Origin of the sequence: Escherichia sp. KTE31 (genome assembly GCF_000407925.1) — a bacterium.
GTDB lineage: Bacteria > Pseudomonadota > Gammaproteobacteria > Enterobacterales > Enterobacteriaceae > Escherichia > Escherichia ruysiae.
On record NZ_KE136725.1, the window covers coordinates 24,668 to 45,977 of the forward strand.

The window sequence follows — 21,310 nt, forward strand, 5'->3', positions numbered from 1 at the left end:
GATGCTTATTGGCAAATATAAGTTCTAGTTTCATCAATCACTTTACCGAAGGTGATTGTGCATGAAAGCCCTTGTTGTTTATCAATAGCCACATTAACTGATGGCGGAATTTCATTGGTGCGTATAAAAAGCTGACTTCCCTGACCGACAACGCCAATATTATGACCATGGATATCATTGACTTCATAACCAAACGTTAATGGTTGTCTATCCGCTCTTAACGCTTTTATAAACCAGGGCTTGCGCTGATCGGTATCAAAATTAACCAGCACGACCGCACCGCGATAAGGGGCGGCAATTTTCCGGTTACCGCGTAATTCTGTTTCGCTATCGCTTTGCGACACATCCAGCATCAGGTGATTTTCCCGATAAGAGGTCATTCCGTCGTATACCACCACCCCATTATGATTTGTCGTGCGATATTTTTGTCCATTCACGTAGGCATCTTTAATTCCTGGTGCATACATCACAGCAAACGTTTCAGAAAGACGGTTTGCCAGATTCACACCGCCAGACCAGGCGATAACGCCCCCTGAAATACTGGCTCCAGCCTGCCTATACGTGCTGGACTGACTATAACTACCATTCACTGTCGCCATCGGCGCGTTCCAGGTTAAATTTGCACCAGCTGTCGTTTCATTCCCCTGATGCTGATGACTCAGGTTGACACCATAGTTAAACTGATCGCGGCTCCCAACCGTTCCCGATATTCCTGTATTGTTTGAGGCAATACCCTGATCATCAAACGTCGTTGAGTTAGACATATATATTTGCCGCCGTGGTGTCGTGACGTCATCACCCCAGTCAAAGGGAATCGAGATAAAAATATTAAAGCGTTTCTCTTCATGATGATTCTCGTCATACGCCTGACTTGCTGCGAGGGTATAGCTTATCCGTTGCAAGTTATTGGAGTAACTCAACTGATAATCTTTACTGCTGCCGCTACGCCCCCAGTAATCTCGCCATAACGTACTTAATGACACAGAACCCCAGCCTTCGGGCAATGACTGGCTCATATTGGCAGAGAAGCTATTTTTACGGCCAAAATCATTCTGGTAATAATCGGCAATATCATAGACATCATTTTTATCGCGACGATAATTATCTTTATTATTTGCCCAGACATAATCGTTAAACGTCCGATAATCGCGCGAAGAATAACGCCAGGCTGCCAGGCCAAAACGCGTCGATGTTTGAGTCACAAATTTGTTGTAGGCTATCTGATAACTTTGTCCGTCAAAAACATCGCCATTATCTTGCTTACTATGAGATTTTGTTGCATCGACAGAAATTGCGCCAATGCGTGTATTCCAGCCAGTCCCAAGAGTAAACGCGTAGTAATTATTGGCAATCATCGTGCCGCCATACAGCGTTAATAAATTATTAAAGCCATACTGGTAACCGACCTGAACAAAATCGCTTTGCTTATTTGCTCCTTCAATATGGCTACGACCCGCCGCAAAATCATATTTCGACACGCCCGGTTGCAACATATTTGGCACCGCCGAATAAGGCACCAGATACGTGGTAACCGAACCGTCAGCCTCTTTCACGCTAACATCAAGATCCGCTCCACCACCCGCTAACTGCAGATCAGTAATCGAAAACGGGCCTGGCGGAACCTCCTTCTGGTAAACGACAAAACCGTTTTGTTCAATAGTTACCAGCGCGTTGCTCTGCGCAATCCCCTGCACCCGTGGGGTAAAATTTTGCTTCGAGTCAGGCAACATCTGCATATCGCGAAACAGTCGCACGCCGCTAAAGCGAACAGAGTCAAAAATATCGCTTGAGGTGTACATATCACCAACACGCAGCGTGCCGAGAATTTGTGCAAATCCGCGTTCCAGATATAGGGTATTGCTTTTCCACTCCCCAGGATTGTTATCCGTTTTGCTGAAACTGGCATCAGAATGCAGTTGCCACCCCAGCAGATTTAATCCACTGTTAAAACGAATATAACTACTCTTACTATTACCCGACGCTTTATAGTCGCTGTAATACTGGCTCATATAATAAGAGGTATAAAAAGCATTAATACCCCGTTCCCAGTTTTCCGGCGGAACATAACCACTTTCCAGTTCATCAACCCAGGCTTGCGGAACGCTGAAATCTAAACGAAAAACACCGATATCCCAGGCATAGCTCCCGCCCTGAACAAGTTGCTCTAATGTTAAACATTGACTGCCACTGGCGAAGTTATCGGTATTAATACCTAACCGCTTTATAATTTCTCTCGCCAGGCATGTTTCTTCAGGATTATCCTTAACGATAACCTCGTATTTTCCATACCATTGCTTATTGACATAAATATCGACGTCATACTGACCCGGTAAAGGTTGATTATCATCCATGCGAATATGAGCAACCTGTTGGTCTTTCATTCCCCCCATCATAAAATGGGTATCAAAGGTTTCTTCTGCTGCATGAACTTCAATGCCGAGCAATAACACAACGATTGCTAATGCGAGTGGGGTTATTCTCAACATAGGCAGCTCCTGCAATTAAATTTTGTCGCTAATATAGTTGCCATCATCATCAATAATGGTCAAATGCCAGTTATTCGTATTATTAGTTTTGACGTTAACACTCTGGCTTTCTAATGGCGCTATCATGATGGTTTCATAATTGACCTTGACATTATTCGCTTTTACATCGGAAATAGTCACCCAGTTCGGTGAATTATTTTTTATCACCAGTCCATTGCCGCTACGATTTACCAGCAATTTCTTAAATGTTGCTTTATTTACCGGGGCAATACCCGACGGTCGGTAAAACAATTTGATTCTGTTTTGCATCGCAAACTTCAGTGCATTCTTGCCTTCTTGTTCTGGACTATTTGGTGGAATATCCAGAACATTCAGATAAAAAATACTCTCCTTATTAGTAGGCAGCTTATTCGGCATAATTTTAATTTTTACTTGCTGCCCGGAATTTGCTCCTATTTTTGCCACTGGCGGCGTTAACATGAAAGGAACCTGAATTTTTTCTGGTGGCAGCGACGTGTCGCCATCATCAATCCACGCCTGCAGCAGCGAAGAGCGATTTCCCTGATTCATCAACTGCACCATCACTTCTTTTTTTTCTGCCGGATAAATAATTCGCGTCCCGTAGATGACAATTCCGGCATGGGCGGGAATGCCCATAGAAAAAATGAGTAAAGGTAATAATCCTTTCATCTTAATGCCCCTTGAATTAAAAGGCCGCCATGGGGATAGCGGCCATGTTTATTGCCTGGAGAAACTTGCAAATTTATTTAATTATTAATCCTGAGCCACACGCATAACTAAAGAAGATACCACATCACCTGATTGCACTGAGCTTTCTGTCAGTTTCAGGTATTTTGCTTTAAACGGAATCGCATATTGACCATCCGCTGTTTTATAGCTTTCAATATTAAAAGGCGCTGAAACATCCAGTACATCACTGTTATCACCTAAATAGAGATAATAACCCACGGTATCGTTACTACTGGCTATAGCCTTATCATTTCCGGTTATTTTATCATTGGTGATCAACGAGAGTTTTACACCAGCTACTTCTTTCGGACAGCTAATTTTTAACATACTGCTGGTTACACCGACGGCATCATCATAGGTCGAGTATTTAGCTTTACCTTCAAATACAGTGGTGGGCACAGTCGGCATATTAATACTTACTGAATCACCACCCGCTTCAAATTTACACGGAGACTCTGCAATATTCCCCTTAATGGTTAAAGTTCCGGTATCAACGTCTGCAGCAAATACGCCAGCACTCATGAAAAAAGAAGAAAAGACAGCGGCAGCAATAATTGAATGTTTCATAATAGGTTCCTTAATAGAATTTATTTTGATTGTTAAGACTCTGTATCTCGTGGAAACAAATTTCTCACATCAAAAAGGTTACCGCAATGTAAACACATTGTTTTATTGATTTAAAGCAAATTAACCATTGCAATATAATTACAACAAATACGTAGGGGAATTAAATATTTGCCATATTTATTAATTGACATAAATTACTGTTAACCACATTCTTCAAATAAATAAAAAAGCTCAAATCATTCATAATAGTGATTTGAGCTTTCAAAATATGATTAAAACAGTGTTGCCTGATTAATCGTAGCGATTTAATACGATTCGACGTTTGCTATCGTTGCCCGCTACCAGCTCTGTAGTAACGCCTTTTACCGGCGAAGAAATACGATGACGGGTATCAACGCTTTGCGATACCTGACCGCAATGCTGTTGGAGTTGGCTATTAACAATATCCATACTGCATGTCGGTGGGCTGATCCTGCCATTGATAGTTAATGTGGCAGGATCTGATGAGAACGCGGGTGACGCCAATCCATAAGCGAGAAAAATAATTCCTGACAGCCAATACTTATTCATTGAACGTTATCCCTGTAGTAAAGGTTATGCCTGGATAGATTGAGTGCATAACAAACTATAGCTGTACATCCACTACACAGCCACGAAGGATGATAAAGAGGCTTTACCTGTACGATCAATCTACTTTGTACAGTTTAGGACTAAGATCCGCTGAATATTCGCAGCATTAAAAAAGTGTTCATTTAAAGCCACAAAAATAAATACACCGCATCAATATATTATTGCTGCGGTGTATACGGAATGACCAGAAAGGTTAATACGCGTTAGACCGCGCGGAAGGAAATCTCGCCAGGAATGACTTCACCCTGCCAGTAGAGCTGGGCAGCCACGCGGTCAGCCAGCTGGCGGTAGATAGTGGTAAATTCACTTTCCGGACGACTGATAACCGTTGGCGTGCCTTTATCGAGATCTTCACGTAAGGAGATGTGTAACGGCATCTGCCCCAGCAACTGTGTGTGATATTTCTCGGCCAGTTTCTCTGCACCACCAGTGCCGAAAATCGGTTCATGGTGACCACAGTTACTGCAAATATGGACGCTCATGTTCTCGACAATACCGAGCACCGGAACTTCGACTTTCTCGAACATCACAATGCCTTTTTTCGCGTCGATCAACGCGATGTCCTGCGGCGTGGTGACCACGACTGCACCGGTTACTGGAATGTTTTGCGCCAGTGTCAATTGAATGTCACCGGTGCCTGGCGGCATGTCGAGCACCAGATAGTCGAGATCCGGCCACAAAGTTTCCTGCAACATCTGCATTAACGCCTTGCTCGCCATCGGACCACGCCACACCATCGCGTTGTCGTCAGTGACCAGATAACCAATTGAATTGGTTGCCAGGCCATGAGACATAATCGGTGCCATGTGAGTCCCGTCCGGCGAGGTCGGACGCTGATTTTCTGCCCCCAGCATGGTTGGGATAGACGGACCATAAATGTCGGCATCCAGAATGCCGACTTTCGCGCCTTCCGCCGCCAGCGCCAGCGCCAGGTTTACCGCCGTGGAGGATTTACCCACGCCGCCTTTGCCGGAACTGACCGCGATAATGTTCTTCACGCCGTTAATTCCCGGCTGATTTTTAACGCGTTTCAGGGTGGCAATATTATGCGACAGTTTCCAGTCGATAGCTTTTGCCCCGGTGATACGCAGCAATTCGGCGCTACATTGCTCTTTTAACTCTTCGAACGCGCTATGCCAGACGAACGGCATAACCAGCTCCACATGCAGCGTGTCGTCCATCCAGGCGACATGATGCAACGCTTTCAGCGTGGTAAGGTTATGCTTCAGGGTTGGGTGCTGAAAATTAGCCAGTGTCCCGGCGACCATTGCGCGCAAGGCTTCTGGTGATTTGGCCTGGGATTGTTCGTTCATCCCGACTCCTTATTTATATAGATAAACCATCAGCTAAATAGTTTACCTGAAGAAAATAGATAAGTACTTACTTAACATTTTCCCATTTGGTACTATCTAACCCCTTTTCACTACTAAGAAGTAATGCCTACTATGACTCAAGTCGCGAAGAAAATTCTGGTGACGTGCGCACTGCCGTACGCTAACGGCTCAATCCACCTCGGCCATATGCTGGAGCACATCCAGGCTGATGTCTGGGTCCGTTACCAGCGAATGCGCGGCCACGAGGTCAACTTCATCTGCGCCGACGATGCCCACGGTACACCGATCATGCTGAAAGCACAGCAGCTTGGTATCACACCGGAGCAGATGATTGGCGAAATGAGTCAGGAGCATCAGACTGATTTCGCAGGCTTTAACATCAGCTATGACAACTATCACTCAACGCACAGCGAAGAGAACCGTCAGTTGTCTGAGCTTATCTATACTCGCCTGAAAGAGAACGGTTTTATTAAAAACCGCACCATCTCTCAGCTGTACGATCCGGAAAAAGGCATGTTCCTGCCGGACCGTTTTGTGAAAGGCACCTGCCCGAAATGTAAAGCACCGGATCAATACGGCGATAACTGTGAAGTCTGCGGCGCAACATATAGCCCGACGGAACTGATCGAGCCGAAATCAGTGGTTTCTGGCGCTACGCCGGTAATGCGTGATTCCGAACACTTCTTCTTTGATCTGCCCTCTTTCAGCGAAATGTTGCAGGCATGGACCCGCAGCGGCGCGTTGCAGGAGCAGGTGGCAAACAAAATGCAGGAATGGTTTGAATCCGGCCTGCAACAGTGGGACATCTCCCGCGACGCACCGTACTTCGGTTTTGAAATTCCGAACGCGCCGGGCAAATACTTCTACGTCTGGCTGGACGCGCCAATTGGCTATATGGGTTCTTTCAAGAATCTGTGTGACAAGCGCGGCGACAGCGTAAGCTTCGATGAATACTGGAAGAAAGACTCCACCGCCGAGCTGTACCACTTCATCGGTAAAGATATTGTTTACTTCCACAGCCTGTTCTGGCCAGCCATGCTGGAAGGCAGCAACTTCCGCAAACCGACCAACCTGTTTGTTCACGGCTATGTAACGGTTAACGGCGCGAAGATGTCCAAGTCTCGCGGCACGTTCATTAAAGCCAGCACCTGGCTGAATCATTTTGACGCTGACAGCCTGCGCTACTACTACACCGCGAAACTCTCTTCGCGTATCGATGATATCGACCTGAACCTGGAAGATTTTGTTCAGCGTGTAAATGCCGATATCGTCAACAAAGTGGTTAACCTGGCCTCCCGTAACGCTGGCTTTATCAACAAGCGTTTTGACGGCGTACTGGCAAGCGAGCTGGCAGACCCTGAACTGTACAAAACCTTTACCGATGCCGCCGAAGCGATTGGCGAAGCGTGGGAAAGCCGTGAGTTTGGTAAAGCTGTGCGCGAAATCATGGCGCTGGCTGACCTGGCTAACCGCTATGTTGACGAGCAGGCTCCGTGGGTGGTGGCGAAACAGGAAGGTCGCGATGCCGACCTGCAGGCGATTTGCTCAATGGGCATTAACCTGTTCCGCGTGCTGATGACGTACCTGAAACCGGTACTGCCGAAACTGACCGAGCGTGCAGAAGCATTCCTCAATACGGAACTGACCTGGGATGGCATCCAGCAACCGCTGCTGGCGCACAAAGTTAATCCGTTCAAAGCACTGTATAACCGCATCGACATGAAGCAGGTTGAAGCACTGGTGGAAGCCTCTAAAGAAGAAGTGAAAGCCACTGCCGCGCCAGTTACTGGCCCGCTGGCTGATGATCCGATTCAGGAAACCATCACCTTTGACGACTTCGCCAAAGTTGACCTGCGCGTGGCGCTGATTGAAAACGCAGAGTTTGTTGAAGGTTCTGACAAACTGCTGCGCCTGACGCTGGATCTTGGTGGTGAAAAACGTAATGTCTTCTCAGGCATCCGTTCTGCTTATCCAGACCCGCAGGCGCTGATTGGTCGTCACACCATTATGGTGGCTAACCTGGCACCGCGTAAAATGCGCTTCGGTATCTCCGAAGGCATGGTGATGGCCGCCGGTCCTGGCGGGAAAGATATCTTCCTGTTAAGCCCGGATGCCGGTGCTAAACCGGGTCATCAAGTGAAATAATCCCCTTCAAGGCGCTGCATCGACAGCGCCTTTTCTTTATAAATTCCTAAAGTTGTTTTCTCGCCTTTTTGTCGCTCTGTAACCTGCGCAAATGCTGTTAGCATCTGTATTAAACTGGATAAAATTACAGGGATGCAGAATGAGACACTTTATCTATCAGGACGAGAAATCACATAAATTCTGGGCGGTGGCGCAGCAGGAAAACGAACTGCATATTAGCTGGGGAAAAGTCGACACCAACGGGCAAAGCCAGGTAAAAAGATTTGCGGATGCTGCTGCTGCGGAAAAAGCAGAGCTGAAGCTAATCGCGGAGAAAATGAAGAAGGGTTATGTGGAAGGTGACTCGGTAAATATGGTTCTCCCGCCAGTCACAAAAGAAAGCCCCCCTTCTGAAGTTAAAACTGCAGTTGTAAGTAAAAACAAACGCCCATGGCTTGCTGATGATGCAGTCATTACGTTAACTGACGATATTAATCGATTTGCTTTCCCTCATCGCACCAGGCCAAGAGAAATTAATTATCTGCGCAATAAAGGTGAAGTATGGAAGCGTATTGCAGATAGCACTTATGCATATGATTTAAAAAAATACTACAGTTCTTATCCGGAAAACTGGCAGCAGGCGTTTGCCGAATTACAGTTGCGAATCCAGGATAATCTACAGACAGGTAGTGCGCAGTCTGATGCGGCATTACTCTGGCACTCCTGGAACTCTTACTCAACAGATGAACTGGTCGATGACTTAGTCGTTCGTTGTGGCCTGGAAACTACCGTTGAAATCACCCTTCTCGCTCTTCAACTTAGATATAAAACAGTAAAAGCCGCCGTCACGACCATAATTCCTCCCGATCTCGAAGCAGAATCGCTACCGAACTGGCATCAACGTCTATGTCATCATCTTTCACTCGCTTCAGAAGATGAGTGGCAACGCTGTGTAGATAAAGTACTTGCTGCTATTCCCTCGCTCTCCCCGGCACGGCAACCTTTTGCGGCGCTACTGATCCCTGAACGACCGGATATCGCCAATGCCATGGCGCTACGTTATGCAGATCAAAACGTTCCGGCGATGACCTGGTTAAGACTGGTGGTAACCGATGATACTGCTCTGACTACAGCAGAAAAATACGACTTCCCACCGTTGTATCGTGATTTTCGCGCTTATCTGGCAATGTTGTTGGCAAATAATGGGGTGCGCGGTGTAAGCCGGATACTTCTTGAGTTAACGGAAGACCATTCTGACGACCCGGATTATGTTTTCAATCACATCAGTGAAACCGAAAACCTTGTCAAATGGCTATGGAAAACGAATCACCCGGATGCGATTCAAATTCTGATCCTCGGTGTAATTGGCAAGAAAAAGCACCTGGAATACTTAAGCAAAGCCTGTCAAAAACATCCTGCTGCGGCTATTGCCGCTTATGCTACTTTGTTGGCAATACATGAAGATACACAGTGGCGTAACGCACTTGTCAAACTGATTACCGCCACGCCAGAGTTGGTATGTGACGTTATTCCCTGGGTTAATGCTAAAGCGGCAGGTATCTTATCTGAATGTCGTCCGCAACCTGCGACTGAAGAATGTGAATATGCCACTGCGGATATGTTGCCAGAGCTGTTTACTTCGCCACCGTGGGTAATAAATAAGAAAAAGAATGCAGTACCCGTATTTGATTTACCGATACTTCCCGTTCCTTCCGTCACTGATATCACACCAGGAATTACAGAATTAATCAGTTATACTGACATATCCAGATTTAGTGACATCGCAAAATATCAGGCATCACAGCAAACATTATTTACCGATCTGCCACTAATTGAAAAAGAGAGCTGGGAGACATCTTTCATTCCTTTTACACCAGAACAACAAATTCTCTGGCGACTGGGGTTTAAGGAATGGCGCAGAACCGGAGAAGAACAATACGAAAAAAAAATAATGCCACAAAGCGCAGTTGATGCCCTGTTACGTTTCGATTTCCCGGCGCTGAAAGCAGAGTTTGCGCAATACCATAACAAAGGCAGTAAATCCTGGCAGTTGTACGCTCTCTGTTTCCTACCCACTCAACATGCTATTTCTTTCCTCAATCAAATAATCAATGAAGAAGAATTCTCCGGCGAGAAAGAGATTCTGGCGATTTTTGGTGATGCGGCCATTCCTGCGTTTATGAAATGTCTGCAACGTAAGCCACAACAGTTGTGGATATTCACTCTCTTCCTGGGCGTCAGCGAATTAGCATTACAGATGGCGCAGCGATTACAGAAAACAATGTCTGCTGAAGATGCCCGAAAATGGCTGGCTAAATTCCCACGCCATGCCGCCGCCGGGCTACTTCCTGTGGCACTGGGCAAACAAGGAAAAGATCGTGATTGTGCCCGCCAGGCGCTCCGCCTGCTGGTGAAATTAAACCAGCGAGAAACGATTGAGGAAATCGCCCAAGGGTATAACCAACCTGATGTTTTAGCTGCGCTGGCAACATTGTTCGATAGCGACCCACTGGAAGAATATCCCGCTAAAATCCCCCCTCTGCCCGGCTTTTATCAGTTCAGCTTATGGCGCAGACCACGGCTTAAAAGTAACAACCTGCCTCTGCCAGATGACGCTATGCGCTACCTCGGCACTATGTTGAGTTTTCCTCGCGACATTACCGCCTACGCTGGGCTGGATATCATTAGAGAAACCTTCACCCGCGAATCACTGGCTGAATTTGGCTGGGATCTTTATACCGCCTGGACAGAAGCTGGCGCCCCCGCAAAAGAAAACTGGGCATTTACCTCGCTGGGAATTTTAGGCAATGACGACACCGCACGTAAATTAACCCCGCTTATCCGTGCCTGGCCGGGGGAATCCCAGCATAAACGAGCAGTTTCCGGGCTGGATGTGTTAGCCAGTATCGGTAGCGATATGGCGCTGATGTTGCTTAATGGCATTGCGCAAAAGATTAAATTCAAAGCATTGCAGGAACATGCCCGCGACAAAATCAATATGGTCGCCGAAAATCGCGGGCTGACAATGGCCGAACTGGAAGACCGACTGGCTCCCGATTTAGGACTTGATACCCACGGCTCTCTGACACTGGATTTCGGCTCACGTCAATTCGCCGTTGGTTTTGATGAAACCTTAAAACCCGTGGTTCGCGACGCAAACGGCAAAGTTCTGAAAGATTTACCTAAACCCAACCAGAGTGATGATAAAACACTGTCAACTGACGCAGTTATCCTCTTCAAACAGTTGAAAAAAGATGTTCGTGCTATCGCCAGCCAGCAAATTACCCGTCTGGAACAGGCTATGTGCCAGCGCAGACGCTGGACGGCAGAGCAGTTCCGCCTGTTCCTGGCAGAACATCCGTTGATGTGTCACTTAACCCGACGACTGTTATGGGGGGTATATAACGATGAAAACACCCTTATGACCTGTTTCCGCGTGGCAGAAGACAGAACTTACAGCAATGCACAGGATGAGCTATTCACGCTGCCAGCAGGGAACATCGGTATTCCGCATGTGCTGGAAATCTCCCCTGAATCCGCCGCTGCATTCAGGCAAATTTACGCTGATTACGAACTGCTTCCCCCCTTCCAACAGCTCGACCGTTGTAGTTACCACCTTGCTGACAATGAACGCAGCGCCCATGAATTGACACGCTGGAGCGGACGGCTTTGCCAGGCCGGGCGCATTGTCGGACTGGAACGCAGAGGCTGGCAACGCCTGGAAGAAAGCGGCAGCGTCTATGCAATGCGCAAATCTACCCTTTATGGCGATCTCGAACTTGAAACAGAACCTTTCTCATTGATTTATGGTGAAACGGGTTATGGCGATTTACTACCTGTTGAAAGCGTAAAAATCACTTCGCCAGGGGAACGCTACAGTACACAGTCCTCGCTCACTTTCTCGGCGCTTGATGCCATCACCGCCAGCGAACTCATTAACGATATTGAATCACTGTTTGATTAAAAGGATTTAACAATGAAAACCTATATTTATCAGGACGAAAAATCACATAAATTCTGGGCGGTTGAGCAGCAGGGAAACGAGTTGCATATAAGTTGGGGTAAGGTCGGCACCACCGGGCAAAGCCAGGTAAAAAACTTTGCGGACGCTGCGGCGGCGGAAAAGGCGGAGCTGAAGTTGATTGCGGAGAAAACGAAAAAGGGGTATGTGGCGGAGAACATTGTAATAACACCGTCATCAGCCCTCGCCAAAGTTACCGAAAGCTCTGAAATACCCCCTTTGCCACAAGCCAAACCAACATCTGCTGGAGCTACTCTTCCCTGGCTGGCAGACGATGCCCAAATCATTCTGCCTACAGAAGTAGCCCCAACAACTCTAAGTCATCGACGCTGGCCAGGCAATCCTGTGCCACAAGATGGTAAATTAACTCTACTTCGCACCGTCGCCGCAAATACTCATCGGCGTTTTAAAAAGATGGTCACCTTTGATTACAGCGCCTGTTCACCGGACTGGCAGCAAGCAATAGCCCGGGCTGTCGACCTTATCGACTCCCCCATTCATACCACGCTGCCGCCACAAGTTCTGGCGGTATTGGTTGCTCTGGAACAAGGTTTCAATCGTAATGATCACGAAGAGTTACTGGATCAAATTGTCCAGGAAGGTGGTCTGGAATATGCCACTGAAGTGATCATTGCGTGGCAATCCATCTGTTTTAGCTGGAATTATGACGCCAGTCTTATTACGGTCACTCCGGCTAAGACGCAGCCTGATTATCTGTCACGGTTCGCCGCAATTGAAATGCGCCTGCGTAAGCATCTGTCACCAGCAAATGACGAGGTATGGCAACGCTGCGCCGGCAAACTGATTGCTGCACTCGGAAACATGCCTGCCTGGAACCAGCCACTAGTTGCGTTATTGTTGCCAGAAAAACCAGAAGTAGCTCATGAAATTGCCAGACGTCTTTGCGGGCAAAAAGGGTTATATGCGCTGGAATGGCTAAAACTAGTGGCCACAGATGAGCAGGTATTGACGGAACTGGAAAAATACCATCCTGGGCACCCAGGGCAGGTATTTGATGATTATTACTGCGGTAAAATCTGGTGTGCGACGGTACTTCAGGAACAACGTGTCGCTGCGCTAGCCCGTTTCATCCCTTATGCTTCCGGCGACACATGCGGTGAAGTGTTGATGCATATCAACCACCCGCAGGCACTTACGTCGCTTATCCATGCGAGCGAGCAAGGAAAGCGTTGCCACGAACGGATGATAAAGGCTTTCGCTCGCTTTCCACATGCTGCTATGGCGGCATTAGCTGAATTGCTGGCGCAAAAAGAGGAAAAAAGCTGGCGTATGATGCTGATGACAATGCTTATCTCTCAACCAGCATTAGCAGAACGGGTAATTCCCTGGCTAACGTCGCCAGCAGCTACAGTGCTGAAATCATGCCAGCAACAACTGACACAATCCTCAAACCATGCCTGCGCCGATATGCTGCCAGCCGTAGTAGTCTCCCCCCCGTGGCTTTCGAAAAAGAAAAAATCTGTAATGCCAGTATTGGACTTAGCGCCATTAATCCTCGAACCACTCTGTTATCTGACAAAAGAACTCAGTAATAAACTTTTGACCAAATATATCTGGTATTCAAAACACATCACAGTTAGTCATGAAGAAAGTATGACCAACCTGTTGGCAAGGATGGGTTTTCAACGACGGGTCGATGGTACATATATTAAAGCTCCCGGAGCCGCAGTTGAGGCATGGCTAAATGAAGATTATTCAACATTAATAAGTAAATTTAAGTTGTTTCATTCATCTGCCAGGCATTATTGGAATTTGGGGATATTGACAACATTGCCGATGGAGAAAGCAGTAAAAGCATGGAATGCCCTTACTCAATCCCCACATACCGATACCGAATACGTCATGTTACATCTGGGTCTCATGGGTTTACCGGGGTTAGTGAACTCAATTACACGTTATCCACAAGAAGCTATGCCAATCACCAATTACTTCGCAGCGAGTGAGCTGGCACCCGCTGTCGCTCGCGCCTTCAACAAACTCAAAACCCTACGACAAGACGCCCGTACCTGGCTTCTTAAATACCCTGAACATGCCATTACCGGCCTGCTGCCAACGGCGCTCGGCAAAGCCGGTGAAGCCCAGGATAATGCCCGCGCCGCCTTGCGTATGTTGACTGAAAATGGTCATCAGCCATTACTGGAACAAGTCGCCCTGCGTTATAACCAACCGGAAGTAACAGCCGCCATCAACGCCCTGCTGGCTCTCGATCCGCTGGATAATCACCCGACAAAAATCCCTACTCTTCCGACCTTTTATCAGCCATCGCTCTGGACGCGCCCGGTATTAAAAGCAAACGCCCAATCACTACCAGATAACGCCCTCCTCCACCTCGGCGAAATGCTCCGCTTCCCCCAGGAAGACGCGCTGTATCCGGGATTATTACAGGTGAAAGATGTCTGTACCGCAGACTCACTGGCTGAATTTGCCTGGGATCTATTTATCGCCTGGCAGACGGCTGGCGCGCCATCGAAAGAGAGTTGGGCGTTCAGTGCGCTAGGTGTTCTCGGCAACGATGACACCGCCCGCAGACTGACGCCGATTATCCGCGCATGGCCTGGCGAATCCCAGCATAAACGGGCCACCGTCGGACTGGATATTCTCGCCGCTATCGGCAGCGATATTGCTCTGATGCAACTTAACGGTATCGCCCAGAAGCTGAAATTCAAAGCATTGCAGGAGCGGGCAAAAGAAAAGATTGCCAACATTGCCGAAAGCCGCGAACTCACGGTCGCGGAACTTGAAGACCGGTTAGCACCGGATCTCGGTCTGGATGATAACGGTTCGCTGCTGCTGGATTTCGGCCCACGCCAGTTCACCGTCAGCTTTGATGAAACCTTAAAACCGTTTGTGCGTGATGTTTCCGGCAGCCGCCTGAAAGACTTACCTAAACCCAATAAAAGCGATGATGAATCGCGGGCGAACGACGCGGTTAACCGCTACAAACTGCTGAAAAAAGATGCCCGTACCGTCGCAGCCCAGCAGGTAGCGAGGCTGGAATCCGCCATGTGCCTGCGCCGTCGCTGGTCAGAGGAAAACTTCCGGCTCTTTCTGGTTGAGCACCCACTGGTACGCCACTTAACCCGCCGCCTGATTTGGGGCGTTTATAGCACCGACAACCAGCTACTGGCTTGCTTTCGCGTTGCGGAAGATAACAGCTACAGTACTGCTGACGATGATCTCTTCACTCTGCCAGAAGGAGCCATTTCTATTGGTATCCCTCACGTTCTGGAAATATCACCGACGGATGCCGCCGCTTTTGGTCAGCTTTTTGCCGACTACGAACTGTTACCGCCGTTCCGCCAGCTTGATCGTAACAGTTACCCCCTGACAGAAGCCGAACGCAATGCCAGCGAACTAACCCGCTGGACAGGCAGAAAATGCCCGAGCGGTCGGGTCATGGGGCTGGCAAATAAAGGCTGGTTGCGTGGCGAACCGCAGGATGCAGGCTGGATCGGCTGGATGATCAAACCTCTTGGTCGCTGGTCGTTAATCATGGAAATCGATGAAGGTTTTGCGGTAGGCATGTCACCAGCCGAACTCAGTGCCGAGCAACTTTTAAGCAAACTATGGCTATGGGATGGAAAAGCAGAGCGTTATGGCTGGGGAAGTAATTCAACTCAGGAAGCGCAGTTCTCCGTGCTCGACGACATCACCGCCAGCGAGCTGATTAACGATATTGAAGCACTGTTTGAATAAGGAAAGAACATGAGCAAGGAATTACCGTGGCTGGCGGATAACGCACAACTGGAACTGAAACACAAAAAGGGGAAAACTCCGCTAAGCCATCGCCGCTGGCCGGGCGAACCGGTGCCCGTTGTTACTGCAAGCCTCATTCAAACATTGGGAGATGAATTACTACAACAAGCAGGCAAGAAGAAAAATATCACCTGGCATTATGATAAATGTTCACTGAAGTGGCAATCCGCTATCCAGCAGGCAATTAATTTGATTGGCGAGCATAAACCGTCAATCCCAGCCTTTACAATGGCGGCTCTGATCTGTATCGAGAAAAATGATCGCCAGCAGTTACTTGATGAAATCGTGCAAAAATATGGGCTGGAATATGCGACGGATGTGGTGATAGCGCGTCAGTTCATTGTACAGAGTTATCATGCTGATCCATCAGCAGTGTGTTTAATGACACCGAACGAGAATACGGGCTATGGCTATCGCTCAGAGACTTTTAGCAATTTCGATTTTCGTCTGCGTAAACATCTTTCACTGGCAGAGGAAAATTGCTGGCAGCATTGTGCCGACAAACTCATTGCCGCACTGCCAGAGATCCCCATAGTTCGCCGCCCTTTTATTGCGCTGCTGCTTCCGGAAAAACCAGAGATAGCGAATGAGCTTGCCAGCCTCGAAAACCCATCAACGAGTGTTTACTCAAAGGAGTGGTTAAAGGTCGTTGCTACTGATACTACGGCGGTAAAAAGCCTCGAACGATACTGGAGCCAGGACGTATTTAGCTATCGTGAAGCCAGTTATATGTCGCATGAAAACCACTTCGGTTACGCTGCCTGTGCCGCCCTTTTGCGCGAACAAGGGTTAGCTGCCGTGCCACGTCTGGCAATGTATGCTCATAAAGACGACTGCGGCAGCCTGCTGGTACAAATAAACCACCCGCTGGTCATCCGCATCTTGTTACTGGTGGCTGATAAAAACAAACCCAGCCTGCAACGCGTGGCTAAATACAGTAAAAATTTCCCCCATTCGACACTCACCGCACTGGCTGAGCTGCTGGCGTTAAAAGAACCACCTGCGCGCCCTGGTTATCCAGTCATCGAAGACAAAAAGCTGCCTGCACAGCAAAAAGCACGTGATGAATACTGGCGCACGTTGTTACAAACGTTGATGGCATCGCTGCCACAACTGGCAGAAGAGGTGAGGCCGTGGTTAAGCTCTCAAGCCCAGGCCGTGCTGAAGAGTTATTTATCGGCACCGCCAAAACCTGCTTTCGAGAGTACTCATAGCAACGACCTGCCAGAAATACTTGTTTCTCCACCGTGGCGAGGTAAGAAAAAAACGGCATTGCTGCGCCTTGATCTAGCGCCTCTCGAATTAGCGCCCAAAGCCCGCTGGCAACCGGGCGAGCAAGAGAGGCTTGCCACCACAGAGCCTGCCCGTTATTTCAGCACGGAATCACTTGCGGAACGCATGGAACGAAAAAGTGGTCGGGTTGTACTACAAGAGCTGGGTTTTGGGAATGATGTATTGCTGTTCCTGAATTATATACTGCCCGGTAAACTGGATGCGGCGCGCGAATCATTAGTGGTTCAGTGGCATTACCACCAGGGCAAAGTCGAGGAAATCAACAATGGCTGGCATTCTCCGGAAGCAAAATCAGCAGAACAGGCGCTTCGTAGCGGCGACGTTGAAGCGTTAATTAACACCTGGGATAATGACAGCTACTCGCGTTATCGTCCTGAAAAGAGTGTCTGGAATCTGTATTTATTGGCACAGCTTCCACGTGAGATGGCAGTGACTTTCTGGCTGCGTATCAATGAGAAAAAACATCTGTTCGCGGGTGAAGACTATTTTCTCAGCATCCTCGGTTTGGATGCACTACCCGGCCTGTTGTTGGCTTTTTCACATCGCCCAAAAGAAACATTTCCGTTAACTTTAAATTTCGGCACAACCGAACTGGCGCTGCCCGTCGCCCGCGTCTGGCACCGTTTTGCCACTCAGCGTGATCTGGCACGTCAGTGGATTTTACAATGGCCGGAACATACGGCTACCGCACTTATTCCTCTCGTCTTTACCAAGCCCAGCGACAACCGCGAAGCCGCATTACTTGCCCTGCGTTTACTGTATGAGCAGGGACATGGTGAATTGCTGCAAACCGTGGCAAACCGCTGGCAACGTGCTGATGTTTGGCCTGCCCTGGAGCAATTGCTTACCCAGAACCCACTGGAAATTTACCCGCCGCGCATTCCGAAAGCCCCTGATTTCTGGCATCCGACAATGTGGCGCAGGCCACGGCTTATCAATAATAATCAGCCTGTTACCGATGATGCTCTGGAAATTATTGGCGAAATGCTGCGCTTTACCCAGGGTGGGTGTTTTTATAGCGGACTGGAACAATTGAAAACGTTCTGCCAGGCGCAAACGCTGGCCACTTTTGCCTGGGATCTGTTTACCGCCTGGCAACAAGCTGGCGCCCCCGCAAAAGACAACTGGGCATTTCTGGCGTTAAGTCTCTTTGGCGATGAAAGCACGGCACGGGATCTGACGACGCAGATCCTCAGCTGGCCGCAGGAAGGCAAATCTGCCCGGGCTGCCAGTGGCCTGAATATACTTACCCTGATGAATAATGATATGGCGCTGATACAACTGCACCATATCTCGCAACGAGCGAAATCGCGCCCTTTACGTGAAAATGCTGCGGAATATCTCCAGTTGGTCGCGAAAAATCGCGGATTAAGCGAGGAAGAGTTAGCGGACAGATTAGTCCCAACACTGGGCCTTGATGATCCGCAGGCGCTTATCTTCGATTTTGGTACACGGCAGTTTAGCGTTCGTTTCGATGAAAACCTCACCCCAGTTATCTACGATCAGCAAAACGTTCGCCAGAAAAGTATTCCCCGGTTGCGAGCCGATGACGATCAACGTAAAGCGCCTGAAGCACTGGCTCGCCTGAAAGGATTGAGAAAAGACGCGACTCAGATCAGCAAAGATCTGCTGCCGCGTCTGGAATCGGCACTGCGCACCACCCGACGCTGGTCGCTGGCCGATTTTTACTCTCTGTTTGTTAAACATCCTTTTACCCGACTGGTTGCCCAGCGACTGATATGGGGCATTTATCCGGCAAATGAACCACGTCGTTTGCTTAATGCATTTCGCGTGGCAGCAGAAGGGGAATTCTGTAATGCCCAGGACGATGTTATTGATCTACCTCCAGATTGCCTGATTGGCATTGCGCACCCGTTAGAAATGCCAACAGAAATGCGTGGTGAATTTGAACAACTTTTTTCCGATTACGAGATTATTCCGCCATTTCGTCAACTGGCACGACGCACGGTACTTCTCACGCCAGATGAAGCAGCAAACAATAGCCTGAACCGCTGGCAGGGGAAGTCAGCCACCGTTGGGCAACTGATGGGGATGCGTTACAAGGGCTGGGCATCAGGGTATGAAGACGAATTTGTCTATGGCTTAGGTGAGTATCGTCTGGTGCTTAAGTTTTCACCCGGTTTTCACCACTACAATGTTGATAGCAAGGCGTTGATGAGTTTCAGTTCTCTTAAAGTGTATCGTGACAATCAATCTGTCACTTTTGCCGAACTCGATGTATTTGATTTGAGTGAAGCCTTAAGTACGCCGGACATCATTTTTCACTAACGCACTGCGGGTAGTAACAAAACTGCCCGCTGTCTGACAACTGAGAAAATCCATGATCGTGCAAAGTGAACTGGTCTCTATTTACGACTATCAGGTCATTGATCCTGAAGACCCCTTTTCCTTCCGACTTGAAATACATAAATATGCCCAATTATTTACTGGAACGGTCTATCGACTGGAACGCTTCCGGTTGCATCCAACATTTAATCAATTTGATCGAGATGATAGCGACCCGCTAATAAATGATGCTTTGATTTATATAAGAGATGAATTTATTGATGAGAGAATATTACGAGGTGAATCACCAGAAACTGTAATAGCAATTTTTAATCGTGAACTACATAATATATTCAGTCAACAAATAGAATTATAATTTATTAAAGGGGGAAGAGGTATTCCCCCTTAGATGCGTTTCAATTTGCTAATTACTTCAACAAATCAATCAACCGTAACAGAGCCACTAACAGCTCCAGTACAGCAATGAGCACGGTTAACTTTCGTGTCAGCGTGTCCATTCGCTCTCCTTATTAAGGAGCGCAACACCAGCACCTTACCCTTACGCTGCCTGTCGATGCCGGTTTACGTATGTTGGTACGAAACGTTGCTCTCCGGATCAGGGCACCGCCTGCGGCACCACCCGTCCGGCAGCCAGGACTTGAAATTGGCCCGATCCAGAACAACCTCCCAACGGGCAGGATTATAAATCTCACTTGCTGAATTGCAATGGAGCGTAGGTATGGTTATAATTCATTCGTTGGTACGAAATGTTGCACAATCAGTAAGTTAACATCAAAGTTGTAAATAAAAAACCTGCCTCACCAGCAGGTTTTTTTATTTCCTGTGATCTACTTTCCAGATATTTTTCCACTCAAACAGTTAATGCGCCAAACATTTATTGCGCGTAGAATATCGTTTATTTTATTAATACATTTCAGGGATGAATATATGTCACCGCAAAATAATCATCTGCAGCGTCCGCCTGCCGCTGTGTTATATGCCTATGAACTGGCAAAATTAAAACAAAATGATCACGCGCCCTGCCCTCCCGGCTGGCAGTTAAGTTTGCCTGCAGCCCGTGCTTTTATTCTTGGCGATGAGGCGCAAAACATCAGCCGTAAAGTCGTAATCAGCCCTTCTGCTATCGAACGCATGTTAGTGACTCTTGCCACCGGGCGCGGTTTAATACTGGTTGGGGAGCCGGGTACGGCAAAATCTCTCCTTTCTGAATTGCTCGCAACAGCCATTAGCGGCGATGCTGGTTTAACCATTCAGGGCGGCGCATCAACCACCGAAGACCAAATCAAGTACGGCTGGAACTACGCTCTGCTAATCAACCATGGTCCGTCAACAGAAGCTCTTGTCCCGGCTCCGCTCTACCAGGGGATGCGTGATGGCAAAATCGTCCGTTTTGAAGAGATAACGCGTACACCGCTGGAAGTACAAGACTGTCTGTTAGGTATGCTTTCTGACAGGGTTATGACGGTTCCGGAACTTACCGGTGAAGCAAGTCAACTCTACGCCCGTGCAGGCTTTAACATTATTGCCACCGCCAATACCCGCGATCGCGGCGTCAATGAAATGAGCGCGGCGCTAAAGCGTCGCTTCGATTTTGAAACCGTCTTTCCGATTATGGATTTCGCCCAGGAACTGGAACTGGTCGCCACTGCTTCGGCGCGTTTGCTGGCTCATAGTGGCATTCCGCACAAAGTACCTGACGCGGTACTGGAATTACTGGTGCGTACCTTCCGCGATCTGCGTGCCAACGGCGAAAAGAAAACGTCAATGGATACCCTGACGGCCATTATGTCTACCGCTGAAGCCGTTAACGTGGCACACGCCGTGGGGGTCCGCGCCTGGTTTTTAGCGAATCGCCCGGGAGAGCCTGCCGATCTGGTGGACTGTATTGCAGGCACCATCGTCAAAGATAACGAAGAAGATCGCGCTCGGCTGCGCCGTTACTTTGAACAGCGTGTTGCCACGTATAAAGAAGCTCACTGGCAGGCTTATTATCAAGCTCGCCACCGTCTGCCGTGAGGGAA

The 21,310-nt window shown here is 48.2% G+C and carries 11 protein-coding genes; 6 read left to right on the top strand and 5 right to left on the bottom strand.

Going from position 1 to position 21,310, the window contains the following annotated elements:
• Positions 1–5: 5 nt before the first annotated feature.
• From WES_RS07695 to apbC, 5 genes are all read right to left on the bottom strand, one after another.
• On the bottom strand, positions 6–2,486 hold the full coding sequence (locus WES_RS07695; protein ID WP_016158588.1) for a fimbrial biogenesis outer membrane usher protein: 2,481 nt from the start codon (positions 2,484–2,486) through the stop codon (positions 6–8).
• A gap of 15 nt (positions 2,487–2,501) precedes the next feature.
• Positions 2,502–3,176, bottom strand: coding sequence for a fimbria/pilus periplasmic chaperone (locus WES_RS07690; RefSeq protein WP_016158589.1), 675 nt, complete (start codon positions 3,174–3,176; stop codon positions 2,502–2,504).
• 84 nt (positions 3,177–3,260) lie between these two features.
• Positions 3,261–3,803, bottom strand: coding sequence for a fimbrial protein (locus WES_RS07685; protein WP_000682825.1), 543 nt, complete (start codon positions 3,801–3,803; stop codon positions 3,261–3,263).
• A 291-nt stretch (positions 3,804–4,094) separates the two neighbouring features.
• On the bottom strand, positions 4,095–4,373 hold the full coding sequence (locus WES_RS07680) for a DUF2574 family protein (protein WP_016158590.1): 279 nt from the start codon (positions 4,371–4,373) through the stop codon (positions 4,095–4,097).
• 263 nt (positions 4,374–4,636) lie between these two features.
• A complete protein-coding gene (gene apbC, locus WES_RS07675; protein WP_001005449.1) occupies positions 4,637–5,746 on the bottom strand; it encodes an iron-sulfur cluster carrier protein ApbC in 1,110 nt (369 codons plus the stop codon).
• A gap of 132 nt (positions 5,747–5,878) precedes the next feature.
• Between apbC and metG the strand changes: the two genes are divergently transcribed.
• The 6 genes from metG (at position 5,879) to WES_RS07640 (ending at position 21,305) form a co-directional block, all read left to right on the top strand.
• Positions 5,879–7,912 (top strand): methionine--tRNA ligase, encoded by a 2,034-nt coding sequence (metG, locus tag WES_RS07670; protein WP_016158591.1) that lies wholly within the window; start codon positions 5,879–5,881, stop codon positions 7,910–7,912.
• A 139-nt stretch (positions 7,913–8,051) separates the two neighbouring features.
• On the top strand, positions 8,052–11,855 hold the full coding sequence (locus WES_RS07665) for a DUF4132 domain-containing protein (RefSeq protein ID WP_016158592.1): 3,804 nt from the start codon (positions 8,052–8,054) through the stop codon (positions 11,853–11,855).
• A 12-nt stretch (positions 11,856–11,867) separates the two neighbouring features.
• Entirely contained in the window at positions 11,868–15,629 is a 3,762-nt protein-coding gene (locus tag WES_RS07660; RefSeq protein ID WP_016235239.1) for a DUF4132 domain-containing protein, read from the top strand.
• A gap of 9 nt (positions 15,630–15,638) precedes the next feature.
• Entirely contained in the window at positions 15,639–19,271 is a 3,633-nt protein-coding gene (yehI, locus tag WES_RS07655) for a DUF4132 domain-containing protein YehI (protein WP_016158595.1), read from the top strand.
• A 52-nt stretch (positions 19,272–19,323) separates the two neighbouring features.
• Positions 19,324–19,644 (top strand): hypothetical protein, encoded by a 321-nt coding sequence (locus tag WES_RS07650; protein ID WP_016158596.1) that lies wholly within the window; start codon positions 19,324–19,326, stop codon positions 19,642–19,644.
• Between the two features lie 572 nt (positions 19,645–20,216).
• Positions 20,217–21,305 carry an ATP-binding protein gene (locus WES_RS07640; protein ID WP_016235240.1) on the top strand — a complete coding sequence of 363 codons (1,089 nt, stop codon included), beginning with the start codon at positions 20,217–20,219 and terminating at the stop codon, positions 21,303–21,305.
• Positions 21,306–21,310 lie beyond the last annotated feature (5 nt).

Coding starts and splice junctions, on each gene's coding strand:
- WES_RS07695 (WP_016158588.1), bottom strand. CDS start 2,486: ATGTTGAGAATAACCCCACTCGCATTAGCAATCGTTGTGTTATTGCTC.
- WES_RS07690 (WP_016158589.1), bottom strand. CDS start 3,176: ATGAAAGGATTATTACCTTTACTCATTTTTTCTATGGGCATTCCCGCC.
- WES_RS07685 (WP_000682825.1), bottom strand. CDS start 3,803: ATGAAACATTCAATTATTGCTGCCGCTGTCTTTTCTTCTTTTTTCATG.
- WES_RS07680 (WP_016158590.1), bottom strand. CDS start 4,373: ATGAATAAGTATTGGCTGTCAGGAATTATTTTTCTCGCTTATGGATTG.
- apbC (WP_001005449.1), bottom strand. CDS start 5,746: ATGAACGAACAATCCCAGGCCAAATCACCAGAAGCCTTGCGCGCAATG.
- metG (WP_016158591.1), top strand. CDS start 5,879: ATGACTCAAGTCGCGAAGAAAATTCTGGTGACGTGCGCACTGCCGTAC.
- WES_RS07665 (WP_016158592.1), top strand. CDS start 8,052: ATGAGACACTTTATCTATCAGGACGAGAAATCACATAAATTCTGGGCG.
- WES_RS07660 (WP_016235239.1), top strand. CDS start 11,868: ATGAAAACCTATATTTATCAGGACGAAAAATCACATAAATTCTGGGCG.
- yehI (WP_016158595.1), top strand. CDS start 15,639: ATGAGCAAGGAATTACCGTGGCTGGCGGATAACGCACAACTGGAACTG.
- WES_RS07650 (WP_016158596.1), top strand. CDS start 19,324: ATGATCGTGCAAAGTGAACTGGTCTCTATTTACGACTATCAGGTCATT.
- WES_RS07640 (WP_016235240.1), top strand. CDS start 20,217: ATGTCACCGCAAAATAATCATCTGCAGCGTCCGCCTGCCGCTGTGTTA.